Here is a 7,799-nt window from a genome sequence, read left to right as displayed (position 1 = left end):
ATTTCGGCGTTTACAATGCTTCCTAACGGATCAACCGTCCTTAAGGGTGTAAGCGTATAATCATCATATTCAATTGTTGTTTCCGCATTGAAAGGATCAATCACTTTTACAGGCAGATAAAACTGTGTCTGATTAAATATTTGAATCCCCGAAGGAATCCACCATAAATCATCTGCATCATCTTCAGGAAAAATTCCCTGGCTTTTCAGGGTAGCTCCTTTTCGATATTGGCCTTCATTTATTAATAATGACTCATCAATGCGAGTGCCGAATATGTGTTCAAGCAAGCCGGGAGTGAAAACAAGGGTGTAGTTTTCATAAGGGATGGCAAGTGATTCCACCTGGTTTAAGGGTAGGGGTCCTTCCAAATTGTCTTTATAATAGATTATCCGGTTGTGTTCTATACAACGTATTTGGGGGTTGTGGTAACCGGAAATTTCTTCATAGGGAATCTCCTCCAAATTCTGATCATTCAAAAAGTTATTTATTTCATTTATTTCAAACTTTCTATATCCTTCCTGAAAAACTGCAAGGGTTAATTCAAAATTTTTTGTTTCGGTGGGAACGCCGGCTCGGTACCAATATATTCCGCCATCTTCCTGATTAAAGTAATTTCTTTCTTTATACAGAATTAAAGGGCGTGTTTGTTCCCCAGGGTATAGATCATGAGAAGTACGTCGGGGATAACCAATCTCCGCTGTTTTTTTCAAATTGCCATAATTATCAACTTCTAATACCATATTATGATTGATCCGCGGATCATCCGGGTTACGTTCATAGTAATAGTTTAATGTTTCACGATCATGGGTAAAAAACACAGCATGTGGAAAATTCTGCATTGGCTGGAGCCATTTAACCTCATAATTGCTTTCCGTAATCTGATAAGGATTTTTGCTTTGTTCTGATCCGTCGATTGCATAAATTTCCTGTCTTAACATACTCCCTTTGAGGGCACGACATGCATCATTTTCTTCTTTAGCAGTTAACCCCGATGGCAAAACAGTATCAGGTAACAGCCAGGCATTTGATTCACCCTTAAAGTATTCATCTTTATATTGTTGTGAGATATTTTGACGATCCTGATAACCTCCTGTATGATACCAGGTTTTGGTGTATACCGGTGGCTGATGAAACTCTTTTTCCCGGGATTGCACTTTTATAGCCGCACCGTCATGGTTTTGAAATGGTGAATAACTTTCCGTATCCCATTGTTCCACCAAACCAAAACCCCGAAATTCGCGGTCACTTCCATCAAAATACCCATGGTGATATCGGTACCGCATTACAAATTTAGAGTTCGTAACCAGTTCACGGGTTTCAATTCTTTCAACCACATGTACGGGAAAAGGTAAGCGTGTAATCCAGGGATTTCCTGCAGCCAGGTCTTCCAGGTAGAATTTTACAGAAGAAGCATATTGCAATGTAGTTTCTGCTCCCATGTTGTTTTTTAACGACAGCATCAAATGAGGTTTTTTATTTCCCATTAAATCAATATAGCACATGGGATGCCCATTGTTTTTGGGCAGGGGTGATGACCACACAATACAGGCAGTGCCGTTGCCCAACAAGTCAATTACCATAAGGGAAGAAAGATTGTCAATCTTTGGAAAATTCTCCAATTCATAAAGTGAACTCCAGCCATTCCCCGATTGATTGAACCAGATTTGAACGGTATTGTGACTCAAATATAGAATATCTGTTGTCCCGGAACCATCAATGTCTGCCAGGCGAATCCGGTTTTGATTGAACTGATATGGTGAGTCGAAAAAGGGGGCATTGTCCATAGTCACTTTTGTGCCGAAATGCCCATAACCTAAATTGGGCCAATAACAGACTTCACCGTTTCTGATCCGGACAATATCGGTTAATCCGTCACCGGACATATCTGCAAGGTAAACCGATTGGGCAGCATCAGCAAAAACCAGAGTCGGGCCCTGCTCTTCATCGAGTTTTTTAACGACATATTCAGGAGAACCAAATCCTTTTTCCGCTTTTGAAGGATACCAGATGAAAATGTCATTTTCGGAAATTAAAATATCGGTGTGACCATCTCCGTTCAGATCGATAAATCTGAGATTGGGATCATTCCAATTGATTTGAGGTTGGGCTGAAAGTGCAACAAAATTGTTCCATCTCCTGTCATTGGATCGTTCAAAGAAACCGGTTACAGGATCATCCAGTAACACCAGGTCTTTTTGGCCGTCACCTGCTAAATCCATTACTTGAGATCGGCCGGTCTGCAGACTGGCCAGGGAAGGCTTGGTGGTAATAAGCTTACCCGCTGTAAATTGAACGGTTTCCGGGTCATGATATAGGGGCGGTGCCGGTGGTTCATCATTAGTTGCCGGAGCCGGACCAAAAGGAACATTCCCCAAATTTCGTTTATAGAACCAACCTCTGCCTTGTTCTGTTAATATGCCGGAAATCCCTTCGCCATCCAGATCCACCCATTGATATTGTCGTCCATCAAGCCCGGCAGGAAGATTCTCCAGGCTTTCCACACCAATGGTTTGGACAACTTCATTGAGCTCCACCTCTGAATAGGTAAATTCAAGCGGTGGCAGGGATTTCATGTTATATTCATCACCATTCCATTTGTATCCGACTTGGTTTACTGATGTCATATAAGTAACTACGGGGCTTTCCTTATAAGAAAAATTCGTTGAACGGACTAGATAAGGAGCAATTTCCAATTCATCAGAAAAATGATGAAACATAAGCACCCTTTGGCACAACCGTTGGGTTCTGATCTCAAAACCTGCGCGAAAACTTGAAAAACTGTCCTGGCGAGCAAGCCATGTTTGGGTCTCATTTAAACCGGGATTATCCGGATCATGTTCTCCGTAATCAAAGACAACTTCGAAGTGCCAGCCATCTTTCTGATAAGGTATTTGATTTCCGTATCTGACAGATTTTACATATTTATTGGCATAACCATTGGTAAGCCTGTTCTTTTCCCGGGGCAGGAAAGGATCAATATTTTGATCATTTTCTGCTTTGTATTCGTAAATGATAATATTTCCCCGGTCATCATAACTTTCCTCCAACAGCCATTGAAAAACAAGGGAATTGTCTTTAGGATCGCAAATCCGTCCATTGTTGCTTTTACCAAAAATGCTTGTTACATTGTCCTTTGAAACAGATATCCAATAAACTTCACAAGAAGTTTTATGCTCCCATTTTTCAATCCGGGCAAAAAGTCCTTCAATTTGAGGACGATAGCGTCGAATGGTGTACTCACCATCACCGCTTTCGAAACGGTCATCCTTCCATTTTTCATTAACCACATCCCATTTTAAAGCAGGAACCAGATCCTCCGCCCCTGACAAGATAAAGGTATCCGAATCTTCCTGATCACGGTACCTGGGCAATCCTTTGTCTGTTTTTCTTGTTATTGAGGGAATGGAAAGGCCCCATCCAAGTCCAAATGGCCCGTTTCCTGCACCTGAATCATATTGCAGTGAGAGGCTGGGATGAAAATCAGAACGGCCCGGAGTAGTGTAAACCGGTACATTAAGTGAGGCAGTTCCATTTACAGGATTAACAGAGAATTTTTCATCTATCCCTTTGACCGCACCACCACCTTTTGGCAAGGATATGGAAGGAGCAGACAAACGTTTTATATCCTTCCCTTGATTACCTATATTAGTTTTTTCATTCATAAGGCATTCCAAAAGAATTTATTTTGGGAATTGAATATAATCTGCAGAATTATTACCTAACTATAATACCCCATAAATTGTAATTTTGTAGTTCATATTCCCAATTAATTTCCTTAGAAAGTACTGCTTAATTGGGTAAACCGTCCCTTTGAGCAACAAAAATGAAATCCAACGAAAAACCTGGACTGATCAAAAAAAGAAGTAAACAATTCAGGCTTTTCGTTGAAATAAATAAACAGCAGTCTCAATAATTCTTCAATCAATAATAATTGCATGGCAATATATTTGACTGGCTGATCTGAACATTTTAACTTTCCACCAACTATGGTTTTTGGATCTGGTCCGGTAATTCCTTCAACTTACCTTTCCTGATATCCGGTATACGTTTTTCAATATCCTCACCTTTTGGGTAGGGCAATTTATCTGTCCAGTCTATACTTATCCTTATGGGTTCTTCACCCAACATGTACTTTTTATCATCCTTTCTGGTCATCCACTCCTGAAACTCCCATAAAGCCTGTTCTTTTAAATATCCATAGGTATGACCAATACGAAGGTTGGTAATATTATATCCCTTCTTTCCTTTCAAAACCAGGGTATGTCTTTCCGGAGACTGATTGTAACTGTACTGATGCAAGAGCCGGTACTGACCCACCATATTTTTATCCTCTGTCTTCGAAGGATCCATAATATCATAAGCGGCTATAAGATATCCTCCGGTGACATTAGGAATCGAAGCGGCTTTTTGCACTTTGGGAGAAAGGACCTCCCAGCTGACCGGTGCTATTAACTCACCAGCAACACCATCCGGGTATGTAAAATGCACATCCTCATAGCTTATGGCATTCCAGTTGCGGAGGATAAATTCTGTGGTAATGGTCACCCACTTGCAAGTTGGAATTGGGTTATCGGTAAAATCCCACTTAACGTCAAGCTCATCCCTTTGTGGTTGATTTTCATCAACTTCGGGTATGGCATTTAGATCCCAGCTGACGGTAGTATTATAAGAAAGTATCTCCGTATCGGTTCCAACCCGGTAATGGAGATCAGTAGCATCGCTTTCCCTGTCCTGGTGAATTCTGTATGATCCTACCACCCGCTGGGTATTTGCCACCCCCGCCGCTGTTTGGGTAGGTGACAAAACGATAATGTGCTTAATGTAAGGATGGTTGTTATCATAATCACAATACCAGCCGTTTCCTTCATTCGCACCTCCAGGATTGGGGCTGGTATAGCTGTCATAATTGTATTCCTGGATATCACCGTCTGTTTCCCGGTCCGAATCGGTAACCCGCAAGCGGGAAGGATTACTGTTTATCGGATCGTTTCTGTCGTTCCAAGGAAGCCAGCTTCTATCGCCCCAGCCGGTAATTGCATGGCCTCCGCTGCCAATGACGGGATTGCCACCTGGATTTACCGCATCTGTTGGCCAGCTGATACTCAATCCGACTAAGTTGCAATTTCGGAGCTCATTTGCGATATCCCTGGCCCCGTTTGAATTGGCCCAGGGATATTTAGGTATTTTATTGCCATAAACAGTAACCACCGTATAAGGATTGCCGGCCCAGGTGTTATTGGTTGAGCCCAGCCACCAGGAAAGGGCAGCATCCGTCCATCCACTGTTGGCAGTGCCGAACTGACCCGTTAAATCACCATAGATGTCCTCCGACCTGGCCTGAAGAGTTGCTCCATCACCATATCCTGCAGCTGCCAGCATATTGGCTGCCGTGGCCAGATAACACGTATTGTTGCCGGGCAAAAATGCCTTGTCAGCATCTGCCGGAGGATTCATTTTCATAAAGATACATGATGTTAACAAAAAAACCATCACGAGTGCGGGGATGACTGCGGCAATTTCAGGCCTTCCCCTGTTTTTTCGAAATTTTTTCATGATTCTGTCCTCCATAATTATGTTGGATTATAAAAGAATTTAGGGTTTAGGTTCACTACCATTAATGATCTTTATGGGGAAAGTTATTTTCCCGGAGTAATGGATGCCCGGTGCATGTTCATTTACGATTGTTAAGTCCCAAACCCTGAGTATCAGGTTGTATGTGCAGCTCTCGCCTTTGTCCAGCAGCTGATCTACAGGAAGCCCCATAGGATTTGTACTCTTGTTTAACCACTCAAGGTCCCACTTGGCAAGCACCCCGGTTCCAACAGGAGCAGGTCGGGCCGGAACGGGCGAATGGGAGGTAATGACCTCCACCTCACCGGCAGCGCCCTGTTTCTGGAACTTAACCTCATACTTGTCAAAGTTGTCGCTCGTAGGTTTGGTGAGATCCGGGCCCGAGGGATCAATCAACGCATCCCAGGCAGTTCCCTCTATTTCGACAGTTTTAAATTTGCCCTTAGCGTCCAGTGTATACAAATCCTGGCATTGTTTAACCCCGGCAATGCCTTCGATCTTAGCAACCTCTTTTTCATTGTCGATCCAGGCTCTTTGGATGTCATAGTATTGATTTCCAGAAGTATCAATTACCTGAAGCAGAAAGGTGAATTTACCTGTCCCTCCCTCATGGCTGGGATCGAGTTTGTGCGGCAGCAATTTGGAGTTACTGTTGAATGCGCTCGCCTTTAAATCAGGAATTTTCCAGCAGGAACAGGAAAGGGTCATGTCAATGTGCACACAAATGCACTCCTTTCTGGTTCCCCAGGTATTGGTCAGTATATCGGGATTTGGATCTCCGTCGAGCATGTTATAAGCCCGAACATCATTGGCTGAATAGGTTGTACCATTGATGGTCTGACTCTTGAACTCTATGTGGCTGACTTCAACCCAGTCTGGCTGCGGTGTTACCGATGTAAATGGTGCCGGCTGCACGAATGAGAAAGATGGATCGGGAATGGCCCAAATGGTATATTCATCAATTTTCTCTCCGGCACAGCCATAAATGTTTGCTGCTCCCCGCACATGCATATTCCCCCCTATCGTGGCCAAATCAGAAGCAGGATCATCGGCACGCCTCAATTGTTCATTCGGATCGACAAAATCCACGGCCCAGGGTGTGCTGACACGTCTGATATATACCTCGTTTACTGAGACATCGAAATGCAGCATGCAAGGAGGAGCCTTCTCACTGCCATCAATTCCAAACACGCGCAAGGTAATTTCAAAGGTGGTGGAGGTCAGCAGAATGATACCGGCATCATTTACAGCTTTGCCCATATCGATCCAGCCCAGCATTCCCCCGGTTACAGGATGGTTTCCCTGTGAAAGCGAAGTGTCTGGATTTCCTGACCCATCAGGATAGATAACCACATTCGTGAGCAGATTGGCACCGGGATCACGCACTTCGAGCAGGTAGTGGCTAAATCCCAAGCCATATGCATCTCCTACCACCGGCTCAAGAATCTTTCCCGCGATAATGTTTGGATCTCCCTTAACACAGCTGCCAGGTGCAATGAGTTTACATCGCAGTATGACAACATGTTTTTGGCGAAGAATCAGCCAAATAATGAAAGCAAGCAGAATAAGCAGAATGATCAGGCTGATCACATTGAGCTCATCATTCTGCAAATATTCCTTTATGAACCATACAATTACCAAAAGCGCAACAATCAGTTTGATGATAAGTTGCCAAATGTCACGAAAGCTTGAACGTTTTTTCTGCTCAGACTTTCCTTTTTTTGGATTTTCCATTTGTTTGATATCTCCTGTTTAGAATAAAAATAAATTGAAAATCAATAACAAACATTCATTAAAAATAGACTCAGGGTTGGTTCTCTCTTTCAAAATGAAACAGAAAAGCAAATAGTTACAATTTTACACAATAAAAGGAATTAAATTGATAATGTATAGTAAAAACTGGCCATATGAAGAAAAAAATGATAAAATGCCCATTTTTTCAATCAACTTATATATTTACTAACAGATGTATCTTACCCACAGGAGAATTTTTTAAAACTTCCATGATAATCTTAATGAAGGCAATTTTTCCCTCCGTTGACCAAATTGCTTTAATCTCCGATTCCTTCATAGCAAATGAGTTCCCAAAAGAAGGTTTTTATTCTTGTTTCACATCGCCCGCATCTCCCCTGACTCTATAACGTCCGTTCGTATATCTTCCAGAAATCGTGGGATGATATCTTTTTTTCTCAGCGCTTCTTCGGGTTTCTTTTTATCAACATAGCAAA

At 42.5% G+C, this 7,799-nt stretch carries 3 protein-coding genes; all 3 read right to left on the bottom strand.

The genetic code is table 11. The features are described from left to right. A partial coding sequence (locus KGY70_11385) for an insecticidal toxin complex protein (GenBank protein MBS3775782.1) occupies window positions 1-3,662 on the bottom strand: 3,662 nt, incomplete at its 3' end. Between the two features lie 322 nt (window positions 3,663-3,984). Continuing rightward, complete coding sequence (locus KGY70_11380; protein ID MBS3775781.1) at window positions 3,985-5,553, bottom strand: hypothetical protein; 1,569 nt, start codon at window positions 5,551-5,553, stop codon at window positions 3,985-3,987. Between the two features lie 39 nt (window positions 5,554-5,592). Beyond that, window positions 5,593-7,305 (bottom strand): hypothetical protein, encoded by a 1,713-nt coding sequence (locus tag KGY70_11375; protein ID MBS3775780.1) that lies wholly within the window; start codon window positions 7,303-7,305, stop codon window positions 5,593-5,595. Window positions 7,306-7,799 lie beyond the last annotated feature (494 nt).

Source organism: Bacteroidales bacterium (assembly GCA_018334875.1).
Lineage (GTDB): Bacteria > Bacteroidota > Bacteroidia > Bacteroidales > UBA12077 > JAGXLC01.
The sequence above is the reverse complement of the archived record's forward strand: the minus strand, read 5'-3'. Positions and strand labels throughout refer to the sequence as shown.

Coding starts and splice junctions, on each gene's coding strand:
- KGY70_11380 (MBS3775781.1), bottom strand. CDS start 5,553: ATGAAAAAATTTCGAAAAAACAGGGGAAGGCCTGAAATTGCCGCAGTC.
- KGY70_11375 (MBS3775780.1), bottom strand. CDS start 7,305: ATGGAAAATCCAAAAAAAGGAAAGTCTGAGCAGAAAAAACGTTCAAGC.